Origin of the sequence: Shigella sp. FJ200513, from assembly GCF_040495915.1 — a bacterium.
Classification (GTDB): domain Bacteria; phylum Pseudomonadota; class Gammaproteobacteria; order Enterobacterales; family Enterobacteriaceae; genus ECMA0423.
On sequence record NZ_JBDYCV010000071.1, the window covers coordinates 1 to 20,936 of the forward strand.

At 51.6% G+C, this 20,936-nt stretch carries 14 protein-coding genes and 7 pseudogenes; 16 read left to right on the forward strand and 5 right to left on the reverse strand.

Annotated elements, in window-relative coordinates:
* The 12 genes and pseudogenes from ABZJ92_RS14730 to ompG all read left to right on the forward strand — a co-directional run.
* A partial coding sequence (locus ABZJ92_RS14730) for an IS1 family transposase (RefSeq protein WP_071528444.1) occupies nucleotides 1–60 on the forward strand: 60 nt, incomplete at its 5' end.
* Between the two features lie 17 nt (nucleotides 61–77).
* Nucleotides 78–659 (forward strand): annotated as a pseudogene (ycjM, locus tag ABZJ92_RS14735) (glucosylglycerate phosphorylase); the annotation flags it as partial.
* A gap of 13 nt (nucleotides 660–672) precedes the next feature.
* Nucleotides 673–1,956, forward strand: a pseudogene (locus ABZJ92_RS14740) (ABC transporter substrate-binding protein).
* A 20-nt stretch (nucleotides 1,957–1,976) separates the two neighbouring features.
* Nucleotides 1,977–2,858: a carbohydrate ABC transporter permease gene (locus ABZJ92_RS14745; RefSeq protein WP_001080790.1), complete on the forward strand. Its 882-nt coding sequence runs from the start codon at nucleotides 1,977–1,979 to the stop codon at nucleotides 2,856–2,858.
* Nucleotides 2,845–3,687, forward strand: coding sequence for a carbohydrate ABC transporter permease (locus ABZJ92_RS14750; protein ID WP_000224665.1), 843 nt, complete (start codon nucleotides 2,845–2,847; stop codon nucleotides 3,685–3,687). The genes ABZJ92_RS14745 and ABZJ92_RS14750 overlap by 14 nt, the downstream gene beginning before the upstream one ends.
* A gap of 30 nt (nucleotides 3,688–3,717) precedes the next feature.
* The gene (locus tag ABZJ92_RS14755; RefSeq protein ID WP_000737347.1) at nucleotides 3,718–4,770 is read left to right on the forward strand and encodes a zinc-dependent alcohol dehydrogenase; all 1,053 of its coding nucleotides are present in this window, start codon (nucleotides 3,718–3,720) and stop codon (nucleotides 4,768–4,770) included.
* A gap of 17 nt (nucleotides 4,771–4,787) precedes the next feature.
* Nucleotides 4,788–5,563, forward strand: a pseudogene (locus ABZJ92_RS14760) (sugar phosphate isomerase/epimerase family protein).
* 9 nt (nucleotides 5,564–5,572) lie between these two features.
* Nucleotides 5,573–6,627 (forward strand): annotated as a pseudogene (locus tag ABZJ92_RS14765) (Gfo/Idh/MocA family protein).
* Nucleotides 6,624–8,891: a kojibiose phosphorylase gene (gene ycjT / locus ABZJ92_RS14770; protein WP_000197995.1), complete on the forward strand. Its 2,268-nt coding sequence runs from the start codon at nucleotides 6,624–6,626 to the stop codon at nucleotides 8,889–8,891. Before ABZJ92_RS14765 ends, ycjT begins: the two are co-directional and overlap by 4 nt.
* Nucleotides 8,888–9,547 (forward strand): beta-phosphoglucomutase, encoded by a 660-nt coding sequence (gene pgmB, locus ABZJ92_RS14775; protein WP_000775779.1) that lies wholly within the window; start codon nucleotides 8,888–8,890, stop codon nucleotides 9,545–9,547. Before ycjT ends, pgmB begins: the two co-directional genes overlap by 4 nt.
* Before the next feature lie 13 nt (nucleotides 9,548–9,560).
* A pseudogene (locus ABZJ92_RS14780) lies at nucleotides 9,561–10,642 on the forward strand (ABC transporter ATP-binding protein).
* A 72-nt stretch (nucleotides 10,643–10,714) separates the two neighbouring features.
* Nucleotides 10,715–11,587 (forward strand): annotated as a pseudogene (ompG, locus tag ABZJ92_RS14785) (monomeric porin OmpG).
* A gap of 110 nt (nucleotides 11,588–11,697) precedes the next feature.
* On the opposite strand, the gene ABZJ92_RS14790 reads toward ompG, so the two are convergent.
* On the reverse strand, nucleotides 11,698–12,696 hold the full coding sequence (locus tag ABZJ92_RS14790; protein WP_000075383.1) for a LacI family DNA-binding transcriptional regulator: 999 nt from the start codon (nucleotides 12,694–12,696) through the stop codon (nucleotides 11,698–11,700).
* A 155-nt stretch (nucleotides 12,697–12,851) separates the two neighbouring features.
* Here ABZJ92_RS14790 and ABZJ92_RS14795 point away from each other — a divergent pair, with 155 nt between their 5' ends.
* From ABZJ92_RS14795 to tyrR, 3 genes are all read left to right on the forward strand, one after another.
* Nucleotides 12,852–14,249 carry a YcjX family GTP-binding protein gene (locus ABZJ92_RS14795; protein WP_000825757.1) on the forward strand — a complete coding sequence of 466 codons (1,398 nt, stop codon included), beginning with the start codon at nucleotides 12,852–12,854 and terminating at the stop codon, nucleotides 14,247–14,249.
* On the forward strand, nucleotides 14,246–15,307 hold the full coding sequence (locus ABZJ92_RS14800; RefSeq protein WP_000138745.1) for a YcjF family protein: 1,062 nt from the start codon (nucleotides 14,246–14,248) through the stop codon (nucleotides 15,305–15,307). Before ABZJ92_RS14795 ends, ABZJ92_RS14800 begins: the two co-directional genes overlap by 4 nt.
* Nucleotides 15,308–15,454: 147 nt before the next feature.
* On the forward strand, nucleotides 15,455–16,996 hold the full coding sequence (gene tyrR, locus ABZJ92_RS14805) for a transcriptional regulator TyrR (protein WP_001306544.1): 1,542 nt from the start codon (nucleotides 15,455–15,457) through the stop codon (nucleotides 16,994–16,996).
* A gap of 43 nt (nucleotides 16,997–17,039) precedes the next feature.
* Here tyrR and tpx read toward each other — a convergent pair whose 3' ends face one another.
* Nucleotides 17,040–17,546: a thiol peroxidase gene (gene tpx, locus ABZJ92_RS14810; protein WP_000084387.1), complete on the reverse strand. Its 507-nt coding sequence runs from the start codon at nucleotides 17,544–17,546 to the stop codon at nucleotides 17,040–17,042.
* Between the two features lie 118 nt (nucleotides 17,547–17,664).
* Between tpx and ycjG the strand changes: the two genes are divergently transcribed.
* Nucleotides 17,665–18,630, forward strand: a complete 966-nt coding sequence (gene ycjG, locus ABZJ92_RS14815; protein ID WP_005049759.1) for an L-Ala-D/L-Glu epimerase — start codon at nucleotides 17,665–17,667, stop codon at nucleotides 18,628–18,630.
* Here ycjG and mpaA read toward each other — a convergent pair.
* From mpaA to ABZJ92_RS14830, 3 genes and pseudogenes are all read right to left on the reverse strand, one after another.
* Nucleotides 18,605–19,333, reverse strand: coding sequence for a murein tripeptide amidase MpaA (gene mpaA / locus ABZJ92_RS14820; protein WP_005049761.1), 729 nt, complete (start codon nucleotides 19,331–19,333; stop codon nucleotides 18,605–18,607). The genes ycjG and mpaA overlap by 26 nt on opposite strands.
* A gap of 290 nt (nucleotides 19,334–19,623) precedes the next feature.
* On the reverse strand, nucleotides 19,624–20,262 hold the full coding sequence (locus ABZJ92_RS14825; RefSeq protein WP_005049763.1) for an SDR family oxidoreductase: 639 nt from the start codon (nucleotides 20,260–20,262) through the stop codon (nucleotides 19,624–19,626).
* Nucleotides 20,263–20,279: 17 nt separating this feature from the next.
* A pseudogene (locus tag ABZJ92_RS14830) lies at nucleotides 20,280–20,861 on the reverse strand (alpha/beta hydrolase); the annotation flags it as partial.
* Nucleotides 20,862–20,936 lie beyond the last annotated feature (75 nt).

A 20,936-nucleotide genomic window follows, 5' to 3' on the forward strand; every position in this document is an offset into this window, starting at 1 on the left:
TCGGTGGAGCTGCATGACAAGGTCATCGGGCATTATCTGAACATAAAACACTATCAGTAAGTTGGAGTCATTACCCATTAGTAAACTGGAAAAATAATCCCGACGGCACGCGCAGTCCCTATGAGATGAATGTCACCTATATGAATGCGTTAAGCCGCCGCGAGAGTAGCGATGAAGAACGTTGCACCAGGTTTATCCTTGCCCATGCGATTTTGTTAAGTTTCCCCGGTGTACCCGCGATATATATTCAAAGTATTCTTGGCTCGCGTAATGATTACGCAGGTGTCGAAAAACTCGGATATAACCGTGCGATTAACCGTAAAAAATATCACAGTGAAGAGATAACACGAGAACTGAACGATGAAGCTACATTAAGGCATGCGGTATATCATGAGTTGTCGCGTTTAATTACACTTCGTCGCAGCCATAACGAGTTTCATCCGGATAATAATTTTACCATCGATACGGTTAATTCATCCGTAATGCGTATTCAAAGAAGTAACGCTGATGGTAATTGTCTGACTGGATTGTTTAATGTCAGTAAAAATATTCAGCATGTAAATATTACTGATCTGCATGGTCGGGATCTGATTAGTGAAGTTGATATATTGGGTAATGAAATAACGCTGCGCCCCTGGCAGGTTATGTGGATTAAATAAAAAGGAACATCTCATGATTAAATCAAAAATCGTGCTGTTATCAGCACTGGTTTCCTGCGCCCTGATTTCAGGCTGTAAAGAAGAAAATAAAACCCATGTATCCATCGAATTTATGCATTCTTCGGTGGAGCAGGAGCGTCAGGCAGTTATCAGCAAATTGATTGCCCGTTTTGAAAAAGAAAACCCAGGTATCACCGTTAAACAAGTGCCCGTGGAAGAAGACGCTCATAACACCAAAGTCATCACCCTTTCACGTAGCGGCTCGCTGCCGGAAGTGATCGAAACCAGCCATGACTACGCCAAAGTTATGGATAAAGAGCAGCTTATCGATCGCAAAGCGGTTGCCACGGTCATCAGCAACGTTGGTGAAGGCGCGTTTTACGATGGCGTACTGCGTATTGTGCGTACCGAAGATGGTAGCGCATGGACCGGTGTTCCTGTCAGCGCCTGGATTGGCGGCATCTGGTATCGCAAAGATGTGCTGGCAAAAGCGGGGCTGGAGGAGCCGAAAAACTGGCAACAGCTGCTGGACGTTGCACAGAAACTGAATGACCCGGCGAATAAAAAATACGGTATTGCGCTGCCTACGGCAGAAAGCGTGCTGACGGAACAATCCTTCTCCCAGTTTGCGTTATCCAACTAGGCCAACGTCTTTAACGCCGAAGGCAAAATCACCCTTGATACACTAGAGATGATGCAGGCGCTGACCTATTACCGCGACCTTGCTGCCAACACCATGCCGGGTTCTAACGACATCATGGAAGTGAAAGACGCCTTTATGAACGGCACCGCGCCGATGGCGATTTACTCCACCTATATCCTTCCGGCTGTGATTAAAGAAGGCGACCCGAAAAACGTCGGTTTCGTGGTGCCAACCGAGAAAAACTCTGCGGTCTACGGCATGTTGACCTCGCTGACCATTACCGCCGGACAAAAGACCGAAGCAGCAGAAAAATTTGTCACCTTTATGGAGCAGGCGGACAACATTGCCGACTGGGTGATGATGTCGCCAGGTGCTGCGCTGCCGGTGAATAAAGCGGTTGTCACTACCGCCACCTGGAAAGACAACGACGTTATTAAGGCGCTGGGTGAACTACCGAATCAGCTAATCGGTGAACTGCCAAATATTCAGGTCTTTGGCGCAGTAGGGGATAAAAACTTTACCCGCATGGGCGATGTGACGGGTTCTGGTGTGGTGAGCTCCATGGTGCATAACGTCACCGTGGGTAAAGCCGATCTCCCTGGCACGCTGCAAGCGAGCCAGAAAAAGCTGGATGAACTGATCGAACAGCACTAAACCCAGGACAGGAATCCGCAATGAACAGGCTTTTTTCAGGTCGTTCCGATATGCCGTTTGCGCTGCTGCTTCTCGCGCCCAGCTTATTACTGCTGGGCGGTCTGGTGGCGTGGCCGATGGTGTCGAATATCGAAATCAGTTTTTTACGTCTGCCGCTCAATCCCAACATCGAGTCAACGTTTGTTGGGGTGAGTAACTATGTGCGCATTCTCTCCGATCCCGGCTTCTGGCACTCGCTGTGGATGACGGTCTGGTATACGGCGCTGGTGGTGGCGGGCAGCACCGTGCTCGGGCTGGCCGTGGCGATGTTTTTCAACCGCGAGTTCCGCCTGCGCAAAACCGCGCGTTCGCTGGTGATCCTCTCCTACGTAACGCCGTCCATTTCGCTGGTGTTTGCCTGGAAATACATGTTCAACAACGGCTACGGCATTGTGAACTACCTCGGCGTCGATCTTCTGCATCTCTATGAGCAGGCACCGCTGTGGTTTGATAATCCGGGCAGTAGCTTTGTGCTGGTGGTGCTGTTCGCCATCTGGCGCTACTTCCCGTATGCCTTTATCTCGTTTCTGGCGATTTTGCAGACCATCGACAAATCGCTGTACGAAGCGGCAGAGATGGATGGCGCTAATGCCTGGCAGCGGTTTCGCATCGTCACGCTGCCCGCAATTATGCCGGTCCTGGCGACGGTGGTGACCCTGCGCACCATCTGGATGTTCTACATGTTCGCTGATGTTTATCTGCTGACAACCAAGGTCGATATTCTTGGTGTCTATCTCTACAAAACCGCCTTTGCCTTTAATGACTTAGGGAAAGCGGCGGCGATCTCGGTGGTGCTCTTCATCATTATTTTCGCTGTCATTCTGCTGACCAGGAAACGGGTGAACCTCAATGGCAACAAATAAACGCACGCTCAGTCGTATCGGTTTTTACTGCGGGCTGGCGCTGTTTCTCATCATCACGCTGTTTCCGTTTTTTGTGATGCTGATGACCTCGTTCAAAAGCGCGAAAGAGGCGATATCGCTGCATCCTACGCTGCTGCCGCAACAGTGGACGCTGGAGCATTACGTCGACATTTTTAACCCGATGATTTTCCCGTTTGTCGACTACTTCCGTAACAGCATGGTGGTGTCGGTGGTTTCCTCCGTGGTGGCGGTATTTCTCGGCATTCTCGGAGCTTACGCGCTTTCCCGCCTGCGCTTTAAAGGCCGGATGACCATCAACGCCAGCTTTTACACGGTGTATATGTTCTCTGGCATTTTGCTGGTGGTGCCTCTGTTCAAAATCATCACCGCGCTTGGTATTTACGACACCGAGATGGCGCTGATCATTACCATGGTGACGCAAACCCTGCCCACCGCCGTGTTTATGCTGAAAAGTTACTTCGACACCATCCCTGATGAGATCGAAGAAGCGGCGATGATGGATGGCCTCAACCGTCTGCAAATCATCTTCCGTATCACCGTGCCCCTGGCGATGTCCGGGCTGATATCGGTGTTCGTCTACTGCTTTATGGTGGCGTGGAACGACTATCTGTTTGCGTCGATTTTCCTCTCCAGCGCCAGCAATTTCACCTTACCAGTGGGCCTGAACGCGCTGTTCAGTACGCCTGATTACATCTGGGGACGGATGATGGCGGCCTCGCTGGTGACCGCATTGCCGGTGGTGATTATGTATGCGCTTTTGGAACGTTTTATTAAGAGTGGTTTGACCGCCGGTGGCGTGAAGGGCTAAAGCGGCCAGTTTCTTTACAAGGAGTTTTACATGAAAAAGTTAGTAGCCACAGCACCGCGTGTTGCTGCGCTGGTTGAGTATGAAGATCGGGCGATTTTAGCCAATGAAGTGAAGATCCGCGTGCGTTTCGGCGCACCGAAACACGGAACGGAAGTGGTCGACTTCCGCGCCGCCAGCCCGTTTATCGATGAAGACTTTAACGGCGAGTGGCAGATGTTCACCCCGCGTCCGGCAGATGCGCCGCGCGGCATTGAGTTTGGCAAATTCCAGCTTGGCAACATGGTGGTTGGCGACATTATCGAGTGCGGCAGCGACGTTACAGACTACGCGGTGGGCGACAGCGTATGCGGCTACGGCCCGCTCTCCGAGACGGTCATCATTAACGCAGTGAATAACTACAAGCTGCGCAAAATGCCGCAAGGCAGCTCCTGGAAAAACGCCGTCTGTTACGACCCGGCGCAGTTTGCCATGAGCGGCGTGCGCGATGCCAACGTACGCGTAGGGGATTTTGTCGTGGTGGTAGGGCTTGGCGCGATCGGTCAAATTGCCATCCAACTGGCGAAACGCGCTGGCGCATCGGTGGTAATTGGCGTCGATCCTATCGCCCATCGCTGTGATATTGCCCGTCGCCACGGTGCTGATTTCTGCCTTAACCCCATTGGCACTGACGTAGGCAAAGAGATCAAAACGCTGACCGGCAAGCAGGGGGCTGATGTGATTATCGAAACCAGCGGTTACGCCGACGCGCTGCAATCGGCGCTGCGCGGCCTGGCCTACGGCGGCACCATCTCCTATGTCGCGTTTGCCAAACCATTTGCTGAAGGTTTTAACCTCGGACGCGAAGCGCATTTCAATAACGCCAAAATTGTTTTCTCCCGCGCGTGCAGCGAACCGAACCCGGATTATCCGCGCTGGAGCCGTAAGCGTATTGAAGAAACCTGCTGGGAACTGCTGATGAACGGTTATCTCAATTGCGAAGATTTAATCGACCCGGTAGTGACCTTTGCCAACAGCCCGGAAAGCTACATGCAGTATGTCGATCAGCATCCGGAACAGAGCATCAAAATGGGCGTTACGTTTTAATTCAAAGGAATGAAAAAATGAAAATCGGCACACAGAATCAGGCATTCTTTCCGGAAAATATCCGCGAGAGATTTCGTTATATCAAAGAGATGGGCTTCGATGGTTTTGAGATTGACGGCAAACTGCTGGTCAACAACATCGAAGAAGTCAAAGCGGCGATCAAAGAAACCGGTTTACCAGTGACCACCGCCTGCGGCGGCTATGACGGCTGGATTGGTGACTTTATCGAAGAGCGTCGTCTTAATGGCTTAAAGCAGATCGAACGCATTCTCGAGGCGCTGGCAGAAGTGGGGGGGTTCCGGCAGCGTGGGGCATGTTTACCTTCCGCTTACCGCCGATGACCTCGCCGCGTAGCCTGGACGGCGACCGCAAACTGGTGAGTGATTCCCTGCGCGTACTGGAACAGGTCGCCGCGCGTACCGGAACCGTGGTGTATCTCGAACCGTTAAACCGCTATCAGGATCATATGATCAACACCCTCGCCGATGCTCGTCGTTACATCGTCGAAAACAATCTTAAACATGTGCAGATTATCGGCGATTTCTATCACATGAACATCGAAGAAGATAACCTGGCGCAGGCGCTGCACGACAACCGTGACTTGCTCGGTCATGTGCATATTGCCGATAACCATCGTTACCAGCCGGGCAGTGGCACCCTCGATTTCCACGCGCTGTTTGAACAGCTGCGCGCCGATAACTATCAGGGTTATGTGGTGTATGAAGGGCGTATCCGGGCAGAAGATCCTGCCCAGGCGTACCGTGATTCGTTGGCCTGGTTGCGTACCTGCTAAGAGGTCTTTGTGAAAAGTGCAATGACAAGCTCTCCGCTGCGGGTCGCGATAATAGGCGCGGGCCAGGTGGCGGATAAGGTTCATGCTTCGTACTACTGCACCCGCAACGATCTGGAACTGGTGGCTGTCTGTGACAGCCACCTTTCCCAGGCGCAGGCGCTGGCAGAAAAATACGGGAATGCATCCGTGTGGGACGATCCGCAGGCCATGCTGCTGGCGGTGAAACCTGATGTGGTTAGCGTCGGCTCACCTAACCGTTTTCATTACGAACATACCCTGATGGCACTGGAAGCAGGCTGCCATGTGATGTGCGAAAAACCGCCCGCCATGACGACAGAACAGGCGTGGGAAATGTGCGATACCGCGCGCAAACTGGGCAAGGTGCTGGCCTACGACTTTCACCATCGTTTGCGCTCGATACGCAACAGCTGCGTGAACAGGTGACCAACGGCGTTTTGGGAGAGATTTACGTTACCACCGCCCGCGCCCTGCGTCGCTGCGGCGTTCCCGGCTGGGGTGTCTTTACCAATAAAGAACTGCAGGGTGGTGGCCTGCTGATCGACATCGGCATTCATATGCTGGATGCTGCGATGTATGTGCTGGGCTTTCCGGCGGTGAAAAGCGTGAATGCGCATAGTTTTCAAAAGATCGGCACGCAAAAGAGCTGTGGTCAATTTGGCGAGTGGGATCCGGCAACTTACAGCGTCGAAGATTCGCTGTTTGGCACCATTGAATTTCATAACGGCGGCATTCTGTGGCTGGAAACGTCATTTGCACTCAACATCCGCGAACAGTTGATTATGAACGTCAGCTTTTGTGGTGATAAAGCCGGTGCGACGCTGTTTCCAGCACATATCTACACCGATAACAACGGTGAATTAATGACGCTGATGCAACGGGAAATGGCAGACGACAACCGCCATTTGCGCAGCATGGAAGCCTTTATCAATCACGTACAGGGCAAGCCCGTGATGATAGCCGACGCCGAGCAGGGGTACATCATCCAGCAACTGGTGGCGGCGTTATATCAATCCGCAGAAACAGGGACGCGTGTGGAATTATGACCAGGCCAGTAACGTTATCAGAACCCCATTTCAGCCAGCATACCCTGAACAAGTATGCATCGCTGATGGCGCAGGGGAACGGCTATCTTGGGCTTCGCGCCAGCCATGAAGAAGATTACACGCGCCAGACGCGAGGGATGTATCTGGCGGGGCTGTATCATCGGGCGGGAAAAGGTGAAATCAACGAACTGGTGAATCTGCCTGATATCTTGGGGATGGAGATTGCCATAAATGGTGAGGTTTTCTCGTTATCCCGCGAAGCCTGGCAGCGTGAACTTGACTTTGCCAGTGGAGAATTACGCCGTAGCGTTGTCTGGCGTACCAGCAACGGCGCAGGTTACACCATCGCCAGCCGTCGCTTTGTTTCGGCAGACCAACTGCCGCTCATTGCGCTGGAAATCACTATTATGCCACTGGACGCCGACGCGTCAGTGCTGATTTCAACAGGCATTGACGCCACGCAAACCAACCACGGTCGCCAGCATCTCGACGAAACCCAGGTGCGGGTGTTTGGTCAGCATTTGATGCAGGGGATCTACACCACCCAGGATGGGCGCAGTGATGTGGCCATCAGTTGTTGCTGCCAGGTGAGCGGTGATGTGCAGCAATGCTATACCGCCAAAGAGCGCCGTTTACTGCAACATACCAGTACGCAGCTTCATGCAGGCGAGACAGTGACGTTGCAAAAACTGGTGTGGATCGACTGGCGGGATGACAGGCAAGCTGCTTTAGACGAGTGGGGCAGCGTGTCGCTTCGCCAGCTTGAAATGTGCGCGCAACAGAGTTACGACCAACATCTTGCAGCATCAACAGAAAACTGGCGTCAATGGTGGCAGAAACGCCGTATCACGGTAAATGGCGGCGATGCGCACGATCAGCAAGCGTTAGATTATGCGCTTTATCATCTGCGCATCATGACGCCGGCTCACGGCGAGCGCAGCAGTATTGCGGCAAAAGGCTTAACCGGCGAAGGCTACAAAGGCCACGTTTTCTGGGATACAGAAGTATTTTTGCTGCCGTTCCATCTGTTTAGCGATCCGACGGTTGCCCGAAGTTTACTGCGTTATCGCTGGCACAACTTGCCAGGCGCGCAGGAGAAAGCGCGACGCAACGGCTGGCAGGGCGCGCTATTTCCGTGGGAAAGCGCGCGCAGCGGCGAAGAAGAGACGCCGGAATTTGCCGCCATTAACATTCGCACCGGGCTGCGGCAAAAAGTGGCCTCGGCGCAGGCGGAACATCATCTGGTGGCCGATATCGCCTGGGCGGTTATTCAATACTGGCAGACCACGGGGGATGAAAGTTTCATTGCGCATGAAGGCATGGCGCTACTTCTGGAAACTGCAAAGTTCTGGATTAGCCGCGCGGTGAGGGTTAACGACCGTCTGGAAATTCATGATGTTATTGGGCCAGACGAATATACCGAACATGTCAATAATAACGCCTTCACCAGCTATATGGTGTATTACAACGTCCAGCAGGCGCTGAGTATTGCCCGCCAGTTTGGCTGTAGTGACGACGCGTTTATTCATCGTGCCGAAATGTTCCTTAAAGAACTGCGGCTGCCAGAAATTCAGCCCGACGGTGTTTTGCCGCAGGATGATTCGTTTATGACTAAGCCGGCGATTAATCTGGCGAAATACAAAGCGGCGGCGGGGAAGCAAACCATTCTGCTGGATTATTCACGCGCAGAAGTGAACGAGATGCAGATCCTCAAACAAGCTGATGTGGTGATGCTCAATTACATGCTGCCAGAGCAGTTCTCATCGGCATCGTGTCTTGCCAATCTGCAATTTTATGAACCGCGCACTATTCACGACTCGTCATTAAGTAAAGCAATCCACGGCATTGTTGCTGCACGCTGTGGCCTGCTGACCCAAAGTTATCAGTTCTGGCGCGAGGGGACTGAAATCGATCTTGGTGCTGATCCGCATAGTTGTGATGATGGTATCCATGCTGCCGCAACTGGCGCTATCTGGCTGGGGGCGATTCAGGGTTTTGCCGGGGTGAGCGTGCGTGACGGTGAATTGCATCTAAATCCGGCGTTACTTGAGCAGTGGCAACAGTTGTCTTTCCCTCTGTTCTGGCAGGGCTGCGAATTACAGGTCACTCTCGACGCGCAGCGTATTGCGATTCGAACTTCTGCGCCCGTTTCACTGCGTTTGGACGGTCAGCTTATATCCGTGGCTGAAGAATCTGTTTTCTGTTTGGGTGATTTTATTTTGCCCTTCAATGGGACCGCTACCACGCATCAGGAGGATGAATGAAACTGCAAGGGGTAATTTTCGATCTGGATGGTGTAATCACCGATACCGCGCATCTGCATTTCCAGGCGTGGCAGCAGATTGCCGCTGAAATTGGCATCAGTATTGATGCGCAGTTTAACGAATCTCTAAAAGGGATCAGCCGCGATGAGTCTCTGCGGCGCATTCTGCAACACGGGGGCAAAGAGGGCGACTTTAACCCGCAGGAGCGGGCGCAACTGGCGTATCGCAAAAATCTGCTTTACGTCCACTCACTGCGCGAGCTGACGGTTAATGCTGTGCTGCCCGGTATTCGCAATTTGCTGGCAGAGCTCCGTGCACAGCAGATTCCGGTAGGGCTGGCTTCCGTCTCCCTGAATGCGCCGACGATTTTAGCGGCGCTGGAGCTGCGTGAGTTTTTCACCTTCTGCGCGGATGCTTCCCAACTTAAAAACTCGAAACCGGATCCGGAAATCTTTCTCGCTGCCTGTGCCGGGCTGGGCGTGCCGCCGCAGGCATGTATCGGCATTGAAGATGCGCAGGCGGGCATTGACGCCATTAACGCCAGCGGTATGCGCTCGGTGGGGATCGGTGCGGGCTTAACCGGGGCGCAATTACTGTTGCCCTCAACGGACTCCCTGACCTGGTCGCGGTTATCGGCCTTCTGGCAAAACGTATAGCAAAGGAATCAACATGGCTCAGCTTTCGTTACAACATATTCAAAAAATCTACGATAACCAGGTGCATGTGGTGAAGGACTTCAACCTGGAAATTGCCGATAAAGAGTTCATCGTATTTGTCGGCCCGTCGGGCTGCGGTAAATCGACCACCCTGCGCATGATTGCCGGGCTTGAGGAGATCAGCGGCGGCGATCTGTTGATCGACGGCAAACGAATGAATGACGTTCCAGCCAAAGCACGCAATATCGCGATGGTGTTCCAGAACTACGCGTTGTATCCGCATATGACGGTTTACGACAACATGGCGTTTGGCCTGAAGATGCAAAAAATCGCCAAAGAGGTGATTGATGAGCGGGTGAACTGGGCGGCGCAAATTCTCGGCCTGCGTGAGTACCTGAAACGCAAGCCGGGCGCGCTTTCCGGCGGGCAACGCCAGCGTGTGGCGCTCGGGCGGGCGATTGTGCGCGAAGCGGGCGTGTTTTTAATGGATGAACCGCTCTCTAACCTTGATGCCAAGCTGCGCGTACAAATGCGTGCAGAGATCAGCAAGCTGCATCAGAAACTGAACACCACCATGATCTACGTGACCCACGATCAGACCGAAGCGATGACCATGGCGGCGCGGATTGTGATTATGAAAGACGGGATTGTTCAGCAAGTAGGTGCGCCGAAAACCGTTTATAACCAACCCGCGAATATGTTTGTTGCCGGATTTATTGGATCACCAGCGATGAATTTTATTCGCGGCACGATCGATGGCGATAAATTCGTTACGGAAACGCTTAAATTAACCATTCTCGAAGAGAAATTAGCGGTTCTGAAAACACAGGAAAGTTTGCATAAGCCCATCGTGATGGGAATACGCCCGGAAGATATTCATCCGGACGCGCAAGAGGAAAATAACATTTCCGCCAAAATTAGCGTGGCAGAATTAACCGGTGCGGAATTTATGCTCTACACCACGGTTGGGGGCACGAGTTAGTGGTCCGTGCTGGTGCGTTAAATGATTATCATGCAGGAGAAAATATCACTATTCATTTTGATATGACGAAATGTCATTTCTTTGATGCAGAAACGGAAATAGCAATTCGCTAAATACAGGGGGAAGGCATTCCCCCAGGATAATACAAGGAACAAAAAAAGTTATTACCCTGTACCGCACTGGTGATGTGTGCGGGAATGGCCTGCGCACAGGCCGAGGAAAAGAGCGACTGGCACTTTAATATCGGTGCGATGTACGAAATAGAAAACGTCGAGGGTTATGGCGAAGATATGGATGGGCTGGCGGAGCCTTCAGTCTATTTTAATGCCGCCAACGGGCCGTGGAGAATTGCTCTGGCCTATTATCAGGAAGGGCCGGTAGATTATAGTGCGGGTAAACGTGGAACGAGGTTTGATCGCCCGGAGCTGGAGGTGCATTATCAGTTCCTCGAAAGCGATGATTTCAGTTTCGGCCTGACCGGCGGTTTCCGTAATTATGGTTATCACTACGTTGATGAACCGGGCAAAGACACGGCGAATATGCAGCGCTGGAAAATCGCGCCAGACTGGGATGTGAAACTGACTGATGATTTACGTTTCAACGGTTGGTTGTCGATGTATAAATTTGCCAACGATTTGAACACGACCGGTTACGCTGATACCCGTGTCGAAACGGAAACAGGTCTGCAATATACCTTCAACGAAACGGTTGCTTTGCGAGTGAACTATTATCTCGAGCGCGGCTTCAATATGGACGACAGCCGCAATAACGGTGAGTTTTCCACACAAGAAATTCGCGCCTATTTGCCGCTGACGCTCGGCAACCACTCGGTGACGCCGTATACGCGCATTGGGCTGGATCGCTAGAGTAACTGGGACTGGCAGGATGATATTGAACGTGAAGGCCATGATTTTAACCGTGTGGGTTTATTTTACGGTTATGATTTCCAGAACGGACTTTCCGTTTCGCTGGAATACGCGTTTGAGTGGCAGGATCACGACGAAGGCGACAGCGATAAATTCCATTATGCAGGTGTCGGCGTAAATTACTCGTTCTGATAATGGGCTAAATTGCCGGATGCGGCGCGAGTACTTTATCCGATCTATAAATGTAGGCCGGATAAGATGCGCCAGCATCGCATCCGGCATTCAGGCAAGGTAGCTGGTATTTATTTCAGCGTCATATGCGTGGCAACGGTAATATTCTGTGGTGACGGTTTTCCCGAAATTAAGCGGAATAATAACTCGCAGCTTTGTTGACCTAACTCCTGCGTCGGAACATCGATGCCGCCTGGTGCAGGCGTTAAAATAAACGACAGCGTTTCATTACTATAACCCACCACCGCTAACTGCTGCGGAATAGCAATATTTTTCTCTGCCGCCGCACGATAAATGCTCATTAATTTCAGGCTGTCAGTGGCAAACACTGCCTCAGGCAACGGTGACTGACTTAATAATTGCCGTGCTGCTTGCAGTGCTGTTTCATGGGTATAACCGCCGTCAACAATCCATTTATCACGCACTGCAATATTATGCGCGGACAGACTTTGCTTATAGCCATTAACGCGATCAACCGAAACATGGACATCAAGCGGAGCATGCAGGCAGGCAATATTTTGATGCCCACTTTCAATTAATGCATCGGTCAACGCAATGCTGTCACCAAAATTATCGGTATCGACAGAATAAACATGGGCATATTGACCTTCAACTTTGCCAATTACCACCACCGGAATATCGTATTTATCGAGTTGGGCAAAAAATGACTCATCCGCTGGCGAACTGAGCATAATAATGCCTTTAATCATTTTCTGTTTAATTTTGCTTTCGCATTTTTGCAGATCTTCTGCCGGATTGTGCGACGTTTGTAATATCACGTCGAAACCTTCTTCTTCCGCTTTGGCGGTGATGGCATGCAAAACTTCAGAGAAAAACGGATTACCCGCCGTAGTTTTGGTCGAACGGGTAGAAATCACCATAATGGCATCAAAACCCGAAGAGGTCAGCGCGCGGGCCAGCTTGTTTGGCTGATACTGTAATTCTTCAATGGCCCGTAACACTTTTTCGCGCGCTTCCGGGGAGATATTAGTTTGCTTATTCAGCACGCGTGATACGGTGGATTTTGATACGCCTGCAACCCTGGCAATATCATAAATAGTAGGGGACATAGGTCAGGAACTCCGTCCGAACGTGAATGCTGCACATCTTATGGAGTTCGCCCGTCGATGACAACACGGGCAGTTGATAATCAATGGCCTGGCCCCCACATTCATATCCTTACGAATGATTTTTTTTCTGGTCTTCAGAGCAGCACAGGACAGCAATGAAGCGACTTAAAAATGAACTCAATGCGCTGGTGAATCGGGGTGTCGACAGACATCTGCGCCTCGCTGTAACCGGACTTAGCCGCAGCGGCAAAACAGCGTTTATCACCGCGATGGTTAATCAGTTGCTCAATATTCATGCCGGAGCACGTTTGCCGCTGTTAAGCGCGGTGCGTGAAGAGCGCTTGCTGGGCGTAAAACGCATTCCCCAGCGTGACTTTGGCATTCCGCGCTTCACCTATGATGAAGGACTGGCGCAGTTATATGGTGATCCTCCCGCCTGGCCGACGCCTACGCGCGGCGTCAGTGAAATTCGCCTGGCGTTACGTTTTAAATCGAACGATGCGCTGCTGCGCCACTTTAAGGATACCTCCACGCTGTATCTGGAAATTGTGGATTATCCCGGCGAATGGTTGCTCGACCTGCCGATGCTGGCGCAGGATTACTTAAGCTGGTCGCGCCAGATGACGGGCTTACTCAATGGTCAGCGCGGCGAATGGTCGGCGAAATGGCGAATGATGTGCGAAGGACTTGACCCGCTAGCGCCTGCCGACGAAAACCGTCTGGCAGACATTGCCGCCGTGTGGACCGATTATCTCCACCACTGTAAACAGCAGGGGCTGCACTTTATTCAGCCTGGGCGCTTTGTCTTGCCGGGAGATATGGCAGGTGCGCCCGCGCTGCAATTCTTCCCGTGGCCGGATGTCGATGCCTGGGACGAGTCCAAACTGGCGCAGGCCGATAAGCACACCAATGCCGGAATGCTGCGCGAGCGGTTTAATTATTACTGCGAGAAAGTGGTGAAGGGGTTCTATAAGAATCATTTTCTGCGCTTTGACCGCCAGATTGTGCTGGTGGATTGCCTGCAACCTCTCAACAGTGGGCCACAGGCATTTAATGATATGCGTCTGGCACTGACGCAGCTGATGCAAAGTTTCCACTACGGGCAGCGCACGCTGTTTCGCCGCTTATTCTCGCCGGTTATCGACAAACTGCTGTTTGCCGCGATGAAAGCGGACCATGTAACGGTCGATCAGCACGCCAATATGGTTTCATTACTGCAACAACTGATTCAGGATGCCTGGCAAAATGCGGCGTTTGAAAGGATTAGTATGGATTGCCTGGGGCTGGCCTCGGTGCAGGCGACCACCAGCGGCATTATTGACGTCAACGGCGAGAAAATTCCGGCATTGCGCGGTAACCGGCTCAGCGATGGTGCGCTTCTCACCGTTTACCCCGGTGAAGTTCCTGCGCGTTTGCCCGGTCAGGCGTTCTGGGACAAGCAAGGGTTCCAGTTTGAAGCGTTTCGCCCGCAGGTGATGGATGTCGACAAACCGCTGCCGCATATTCGTCTTGATGCCGCGCTGGAATTTTTAATAGGAGATAAATTGCGATGACCGAACCGTTAAAACCACGTATTGATTTCGACGGTCCGCTGGAGGTCGAACAGAATCCAAAATTCAGGGCGCAGCAGACCTTTGACGAAAATCAGGCGCAAAATTTTGCCCCGGCCACGCTCGACGAAGCGCAGGAAGAAGAGGGGCAAGTCGAAGCGGTAATGGACGCAGCGTTACGTCCGAAACGCAGCCTGTGGCGCAAAATGGTGATGGGCGGGCTGGCTCTGTTTGGCGCAAGCGTTGTCGGGCAGGGTATACAGTGGACAATGAATGCCTGGCAAACCCAGGACTGGGTAGCGCTGGGTGGATGTGCCGCTGGGGCATTGATTATCGGCGCTGGCGTAGGTTCTGTGGTAACAGAGTGGCGGCGCTTATGGCGCTTGCGACAGCGCGCCCATGAACGCGACGAAGCGCGTGATTTATTGCATAGCCACGGCACGGGCAAAGGTCGCGCATTTTGCGAAAAACTGGCGCAGCAGGCGGGTATTGATCAGTCGCATCCGGCGCTGCAACGCTGGTATGCCTCAATCCATGAAACGCAGAACGATCGTGAAGTGGTCAGCCTGTATGCGCATTTGGTCCAGCCAGTTTTAGATGCCCAGGCGCGGCGCGAAATCAGCCGTTCGGCGGCGGAATCAACGTTGATGATTGCGGTCAGCCCGCTGGCGTTGGTCGATATGGCGTTTATCGCCTGGCGCAATCTGCGTTTAATTAATCGCATTGCCACGCTGTATGGCATTGAACTGGGGTATTACAGCCGTTTGCGTCTGTTTAAGCTGGTATTGCTGAATATCGCTTTTGCCGGAGCCAGCGAACTGGTGCGCGAAGTGGGGATGGACTGGATGTCGCAAGATCTCGCTGCTCGTTTGTCTACCCGCGCAGCTCAGGGAATTGGTGCTGGACTTCTGACGGTACGACTCGGGATTAAAGCTATGGAGCTTTGCCGCCCGCTGCCGTGGATTGACGATGACAAACCTCGCCTTGGGGATTTCCGTCGTCAGCTTATCGGTCAGGTGAAAGAAACTCTGCAAAAAGGCAAAACGCCCAGCGAAAAATAATGCAATATCGGGTGCTGACCGGATATCTTTACGCCGAAGTGCCCGTTTTTCCGTCTTTGTGTCAATGATTGTTGACAGAAACCTTCCTGCTATCCAAATAGTGTCATATCATCATATTAATTGTTCTTTTTTCAGGTGAAGGTTCCCATGCGTCTGGAAGTCTTTTGTGAAGACCGACTCGGTCTGACCCGCGAATTACTCGATCTACTCGTGCTAAGAGGCATTGATTTACGCGGTATTGAGATTGATCCCATTGGGCGAATCTACCTCAATTTTGCTGAACTGGAGTTTGAGAGTTTCAGCAGTCTGATGGCCGAAATACGCCGTATTGCAGGTGTTACCGATGTGCGTACTGTCCCGTGGATGCCTTCCGAACGTGAGCATCTGGCGTTGAGCGCGTTACTGGAGGCGTTGCCTGAACCTGTGCTCTCTGTCGATATGAAAAGCAAAGTGGATATGGCGAACCCGGCGAGCTGTCAGCTTTTTGGGCAAAAATTGGATCGCCTGCGCAACCATACCGCCGCACAATTGATTAACGGCTTTAATTTTTTACGTTGGCTGGAAAGCGAACCGCAAGATTCGCATAACGAGCATGTCGTTATTAATGGGCAGAATTTCCTGATGGAGATTACGCCTGTTTATCTTCAGGATGAAAATGATCAACACGTCCTGACCGGTGCGGTGGTGATGTTGCGATCAACGATTCGTATGGGCCGCCAGTTGCAAAATGTCGCCGCCCAGGACGTCAGCGCCTTCAGCCAAATTGTCGCCGTCAGCCCGAAAATGAAGCACGTTGTCGAACAGGCGCAGAAACTGGCGATGCTAAGCGCGCCGCTGCTGATTACGGGTGACACAGGTACAGGTAAAGATCTTTTTGCCTACGCCTGCCATCAGGCAAGCCCCAGAGCGGGCAAACCTTACCTGGCGCTGAATTGCGCGTCTATACCAGAAGATGCGGTCGAGAGTGAACTGTTTGGTCATGCTCCGGAAGGGAAGAAAGGGTTCTTTGAGCAGGCGAACGGTGGTTCGGTGCTGTTGGATGAAATAGGGGAAATGTCACCACGGATGCAGGCGAAATTACTGCGTTTTCTTAATGATGGCACTTTCCGTCGGGTTGGCGAAGACCATGAGGTGCATGTCGATGTGCGGGTGATTTGCGCTACGCAGAAGAATCTGGTCGAACTGGTGCAAAAAGGCGTGTTCCGTGAAGATCTCTATTATCGTCTGAACGTGTTGACGCTCAATCTGCCGCCGCTACGTGACTGTCCGCAGGACATTATGCCGTTAACTGAGCTGTTCGTCGCCCGCTTTGCCGACGAGCAGGGCGTGCCGCGTCCGAAACTGGCCGCTGACCTGAATACTGTACTTACACGTTATGCGTGGCCGGGAAATGTGCGGCAGTTAAAGAACGCTATCTATCGCGCACTGACACAACTGGACGGTTATGAGCTGCGTCCACAGGATATTTTGTTGCCGGATTATGACGCCGCAACGGTAGCCGTGGGCGAAGATGCGATGGAAGGTTCGCTGGACGAAATCACCAGCCGTTTTGAACGCTCGGTATTAACCCAGCTTTATCGCAATTATCCCAGCACGCGCAAACTGGCAAAACGTCTCGGCGTTTCACATACCGCGATTGCCAATAAGTTGCGGGAATATGGTCTGAGTCAGAAGAAGAACGAAGAGTAAGCGCGAATATGCCTGATGGTGCAACACCATCAGGCATATTAACTTATGCTTTCAGTACAGCCAGAGCTGCTTCGTAATCCGGCTCGGTGGTGATTTCATCCACCAGCTGGCTGAAAATCACATTGTCATTTTCGTCAATAACCACAACGGCACGCGCTGCCAGACCTTTCAGTGGGCCATCAGCAATTGCCACACCGTAGGCTTGCAGAAATTCAGCGTTACGGAAAGTGGAGAGGGTGATAACGTTGTTCAGACCTTCTGCGCCGCAGAAACGAGACTGGGCGAACGGCAGATCGGCAGAGATACACAGCACAACGGTGTTGTCGATCTCAGTTGCCAGTTGGTTAAACTTACGTACTGATGCGGCGCAAACACCGGTATCAATACTCGGGAAAATGTTCAGCACTTTGCGTTTACCCGCAAACTGACCGAGGGTGACGTCAGACAGATCTTTTGCCACGAGAGTAAAAGTCTGCGCTTTGCTACCCGCCTGCGGGATGGAATTGGCGACTGTAACCGGGTTGCCCTGGAAATGAACGGTTTGTGACATGATTATCTTTCCTGTTTACATATAGTTAACGTCACACCTAGTTTATGCTAACTGTCAATAACACAGCAAACGCTATTTGCGCTTAATCCGCAGACCACCGCGACAACAAGGAGTAAAGATGAGAATCGTTAAGGTATTTGAGGAAGCCTGGCCCTTACATACCCCGTTTGTGATTGCCCGGGGAAGTCGCAGTGAAGCGCGCGTGGTGGTGGTTGAACTGGAAGAAGAGGGTATTAAAGGCACCGGCGAATGCACGCCGTATCCGCGTTATGGAGAAAGTGATGCCTCGGTAATGGCGCAAATTATGAGCGTCGTGCCGCAATTAGAGAAAGGGCTGACACGGGAGGAGTTGCAAAAAATTCTCCCTGCCGGCGCAGCACGTAATGCGCTGGATTGTGCATTGTGGGATCTCGCGGCGCGAAAACAGCAGCAATCGCTGGCTGATTTGATCGGCATAACGCTTCCCGAGACAGTTATCACTGCACAGACGGTTGTCATCGGTACGCCTGATCAGATGGCCAATAGTGCATCAACACTCTGGCAGGCAGGCGCGAAATTACTGAAAGTGAAGCTGGATAACCATCTTATCAGTGAGCGGATGGTGGCAATTCGCACCGCTGTGCCCGATGCCACGCTGATCGTTGATGCAAATGAATCCTGGCGTGCAGAAGGGTTGGCGGCGCGTTGCCAGCTATTGGCGGATTTAGGCGTTGCGATGCTTGAACAACCGCTTCCTGCGCAGGACGATGCGGCGCTGGAGAATTTTATTCATCCGTTGCCGATTTGTGCTGATGAAAGTTGTCATACTCGTAGCAATCTGAAGGCGCTGAAAGGGCGCTATGAGATGGTTAACATTAAGCTCGATAAAACCGGTGGTCTGACGGAAGCGCTGGCGCTGGCGACTGAAGCGCGTGCACAAGGTTTCAGTCTGATGCTGGGCTGCATGTTGTGTACCTCTCGTGCCATTAGCGCCGCTTTACCGCTGGTGCCGCAGGTCAGTTTCGCCGATCTTGACGGACCGACCTGGCTGGCGGTAGATGTGGAACCGGCGCTTCAGTTCACGACGGGCGAATTGCATCTTTAGGATGCCAGCGCAGCAAGTTTGCCATCGCAAAGAGATATTTTTCGCTGGCTTCGTCGGAGGAGATGGGCGGAAACTCTGCGGTGATGCAATGCAAGTTGAGATCTGCACACCAACTGCCGAAAGAGCCAGGCGTTTCATAACCGACGCTGGTTACCAGAGGCAATTCAAACGACTGGGCCAGCCATTCGCCTAATTCGTTGTGTCTGGGATCTTCAATACAAGCCAGTGGATCGTGGAATGAGACCACCCAGGCAGGTTGAATGCGGTGTATAAGCTGGCACAGCGCCTGGGTTTCAGGTTCGGAGCCAGGTTTGTCACCTGTCAGTAATACGACATCACGTTCTTCAGCGGCGCTGTTCCAGCGATAAACCGTTTCACCTTCCTTCCAGTTCGCCGCCGGAAAGTTTCTGTTTAAATCCACACCATTAGCATTGGCCCGTAACCCCAGCTGGCAGCCGTCAGGATTCACACACAGCACCACATGATGGCGGCGCAAAGAAGGTGTCAAAGTCCGCAGAGCACAGGAGAGCGTGACGACCGAAGAGTTTTCATCACCGTGAGTGCCAGCCAGAATCAAACCACTTTCGCGGCTGGCTGCAGGGGCAGGAAACCAGATTAACGGCGCGCCCAATAATGAACGTCCGTAATGTTCTGTTCCGGGCGGAAATGCGCCGCGTTCGGCGCGTGAGCGGGTTACGGTCATGATCGTCTCTGGTTCAGGAAGTATTACAGGCAGTGTTGTGCAAATTTTGCGGATTATCAAATCCTTTTCTTCAACGCTATGTCATCGATCTTGTATCACTTTTTTGCCGGAAGTTGTTTGCATTTTCATTGATGTGCAGATATTAGAATTGTCGTAATGTTATATACATGGCGTATTTTATTCTTACTGGTTCTACACATGTTAATCGCATCTGATTGATCAGTTCACCTTAATAAGTTTAATAAATCGTACTGCACATAGTACAGTACGATGGTATCTATATAATTGATTTACATGAAGAATGGCTTATCGCCATCAGTCCCGGGTTGATTGATGCCTATATTCTCACCAATGTGTTTCTCAGGTTTATCGATGATATCTGTAATTAATGCTGCGACACTCTTACGTGATACGATCGTACCTTTGAATGGTTCATTGCGAGAGGTAAGCTCATAATCAATAATATCTTCATCAGTCAGCCAGGCAGGGCGAAGAATTGTATATTCCAGTCCAGAAGCCTCAATTGCATCCGCAGCCCTGCGGAATGGTTTTAGGGGTTCACCAATAACTGCATTATTCCATTCGACAAATTTTCCTGGAACTTCATCATAAATACCGAGGGAAAGAACAAAGATCAGACGTTTAACATCACAGGCTTTCATCGCAGCGATCACTGAATTTGCCTGAATATCTAAATCTTCCCCCGTAAGGTTGGCATACACAATATCCTGTCCCTGCATGGCCTGCTTCAGTGCTGCATGATTCAGTACATCCCCCATAATAATCTGGCTATTAGTTGGATAGGGTTTGTGTATTTTTGCTGGCTGACGGGCAAATAAAGTTTGTTTAATAGTTTGTTTATCTGCCAGTTGATTAATCACATGGCGGGCTATCTGACCGCCAGCACCAAGAATCAGTACATTTTTCATAATATTTCTCATGAAACTTATCCCAGATGGGTGTTGAAAAAAGGAATAACTTTTGCCAGCGCCTCCTGAACTGCTTCCGGTTTGTCATATAGTTCATAATGTGAGAAATCGGGTAACGAAACTAACTGACGATCCTGCGAAACCATCGCCCGGCCATAGACTTCCAGTCCATCACGATAAGCACCGAAGGCACCGACTTTTTCACCAACTACTACCATCACCGGCTGGGTCAGTAACACTTCAGTAAATGCGAAGGCATCCCAGGCCAGCGTTTTCTGTGCATGTGAGAACAACATTTTTGTCGCACCTCCCGGTTGTTGCCCGCGTGGTGTTTTATAGTAGTCAGTTGCTTCATAAACATCGCGTTCGGTCAGTCCATGGGCTTTTGCTGCATCCAGGCTGGCGGGAAGTAATTCGTTGATCTGTAATTCTCCACCACGAGCCTCTTTTGCTCGTTGTGACGCCATTGCATTCAATACGCCAATCGGATCATAATTGCTGAAACCTTCCCGAAAAAGACGCCCGATATTAACACCCGTAATACTCACTACAGCTTTAATTCGTTTTTCTGTCAGCGCGGCATTAATGGCATAGCCACCCGTTACTTTATTCGTACCCCTTATAATGGGGTGTTAGCCAGCCAGACCCGGCATGATTACTGCCCCCAGTCGTCC

What these genes read in the sequence shown, in the direction of transcription:
- ABZJ92_RS14745 (WP_001080790.1), top strand. Translation starts at nt 1,977, where the DNA reads ATGAACAGGCTTTTTTCAGGTCGTTCCGATATGCCGTTTGCGCTGCTG.
- ABZJ92_RS14750 (WP_000224665.1), top strand. Translation starts at nt 2,845, where the DNA reads ATGGCAACAAATAAACGCACGCTCAGTCGTATCGGTTTTTACTGCGGG.
- ABZJ92_RS14755 (WP_000737347.1), top strand. Translation starts at nt 3,718, where the DNA reads ATGAAAAAGTTAGTAGCCACAGCACCGCGTGTTGCTGCGCTGGTTGAG.
- ycjT (WP_000197995.1), top strand. Translation starts at nt 6,624, where the DNA reads ATGACCAGGCCAGTAACGTTATCAGAACCCCATTTCAGCCAGCATACC.
- pgmB (WP_000775779.1), top strand. Translation starts at nt 8,888, where the DNA reads ATGAAACTGCAAGGGGTAATTTTCGATCTGGATGGTGTAATCACCGAT.
- ABZJ92_RS14790 (WP_000075383.1), bottom strand. Translation starts at nt 12,696, where the DNA reads ATGTCCCCTACTATTTATGATATTGCCAGGGTTGCAGGCGTATCAAAA.
- ABZJ92_RS14795 (WP_000825757.1), top strand. Translation starts at nt 12,852, where the DNA reads ATGAAGCGACTTAAAAATGAACTCAATGCGCTGGTGAATCGGGGTGTC.
- ABZJ92_RS14800 (WP_000138745.1), top strand. Translation starts at nt 14,246, where the DNA reads ATGACCGAACCGTTAAAACCACGTATTGATTTCGACGGTCCGCTGGAG.
- tyrR (WP_001306544.1), top strand. Translation starts at nt 15,455, where the DNA reads ATGCGTCTGGAAGTCTTTTGTGAAGACCGACTCGGTCTGACCCGCGAA.
- tpx (WP_000084387.1), bottom strand. Translation starts at nt 17,546, where the DNA reads ATGTCACAAACCGTTCATTTCCAGGGCAACCCGGTTACAGTCGCCAAT.
- ycjG (WP_005049759.1), top strand. Translation starts at nt 17,665, where the DNA reads ATGAGAATCGTTAAGGTATTTGAGGAAGCCTGGCCCTTACATACCCCG.
- mpaA (WP_005049761.1), bottom strand. Translation starts at nt 19,333, where the DNA reads ATGACCGTAACCCGCTCACGCGCCGAACGCGGCGCATTTCCGCCCGGA.
- ABZJ92_RS14825 (WP_005049763.1), bottom strand. Translation starts at nt 20,262, where the DNA reads ATGAAAAATGTACTGATTCTTGGTGCTGGCGGTCAGATAGCCCGCCAT.